Consider the following 1345-nt stretch of genomic DNA (forward strand, 5'->3'; position numbering starts at 1 on the left):
CCGACGTGGGCGACTACCTCATCGGCGAGAAGATCGACATCAACGGCGACGGCACGCCGCTGCGTTACATGGACAAGCCGAGCAAGGACGGCGGCTCCGCGGACAGTTGGTACTCGGGTGTCGGCAACCTCGACGTGCACTACTCGTCGGGCGTCGCCAACCACTTCTTCTACCTGCTCTCCGAGGGCAGCGGCGCCAAGGTCATCAACGGCGTCAGCTACAACTCGCCCACCTCGGACGGACTTCCGGTCACCGGCATCGGCCGGGACAAGGCGCTGCAGATCTGGTACCGGGCGCTCACCACGAAGTTCACCTCCACCACCAACTACGCGGCGGCCCGCACCGGGACGCTCGCGGCGGCCGGTGAGCTGTACGGCACGACGGGCGCCGAGTACAAGGCGGTGCAGGACGCGTGGGCGGCCGTCGCGGTCGGTGCGCGCTCCGGTGGCGGCGGCGGTGGCGGTACGTCGTTCGAGAACACGGCCGACGTATCGATTCCGGACAACGGGGCGGCGGTCACCTCGTCGGTCACCGTGTCCGGGCGGACCGGCAACGCCCCGACGAACCTCTCGGTCACGGTCGACATCGTGCACACCTGGCGCGGCGACCTGGTGATCGACCTGGTGGCTCCGGACGGGTCGACGTATCGGCTGAAGAACTCCAGCTCGTCCGACTCGGCGGACAACGTGCAGGCCACGTACACGGTCAACGCGTCCTCCGAAGTCGCCAACGGCGTCTGGAAGTTGAAGGTCCAGGACGTGGCTGCACAGGACACCGGCTACATCAACAGCTGGAAGCTTACGTTCCCGTAAAAACCAGACGTCCACTTCAGGCCGCACAAACAAGGCGCCGTCTCGGGGTTTCAACTCCGGGGCGGCGCCCTGTTGTGGACGTTTACATTGCCGCAACGTTCACCGGACAGTCGATTTTCAGCCAACATCACTTCGGGGTCCTGACATGTACGCGCCCCTGATGCCAGTCTTCCCTCACGCCGCTTCAGCACAGCCAATTCACATCGCTCCGGTCGGTAACCCCACGCCGTCCGGACTCCCCCACAGAGGAGCTTGCGTGACCCCCCTCTACGCGCGTCACAAGCGCACCACCCTGGCCATCGCCACCGCGGTGGCCGCAGGCGCACTGCTCGCCACCGGTGTCTCCACCGGTGCTTCCGCCCAGCCCGCCGCGGGCAAGGCGGCCCCCCTCGCAGCCGCCCCGCAGCTGCTCTCCAACGCCGCGCGCACCGCGCTGGTCCAGGAGAAGCAGGCCGACGCGGCCGAGACGGCCACGCAGATAGGCCTCGGCACCAAGGAGAAGCTGGTCGTCAAGGACGTCGTCAAGGACGTCG

General features: G+C 67.2%; 1 protein-coding gene and 1 pseudogene. Both read left to right on the forward strand.

Annotated features, from left to right (window positions below; genetic code table 11):
* Positions 1-812: M4 family metallopeptidase (locus OC490_RS49045; RefSeq protein WP_262064552.1), on the forward strand; the 812-nt coding region annotated here is incomplete at its 5' end.
* Between the two features lie 256 nt (positions 813-1068).
* Positions 1069-1345, forward strand: a pseudogene (locus OC490_RS49050) (peptidase M4 family protein); the annotation flags it as partial.

This window comes from Streptomyces sp. STR69, from assembly GCF_024519455.1.
Classification (GTDB): domain Bacteria; phylum Actinomycetota; class Actinomycetes; order Streptomycetales; family Streptomycetaceae; genus Streptomyces.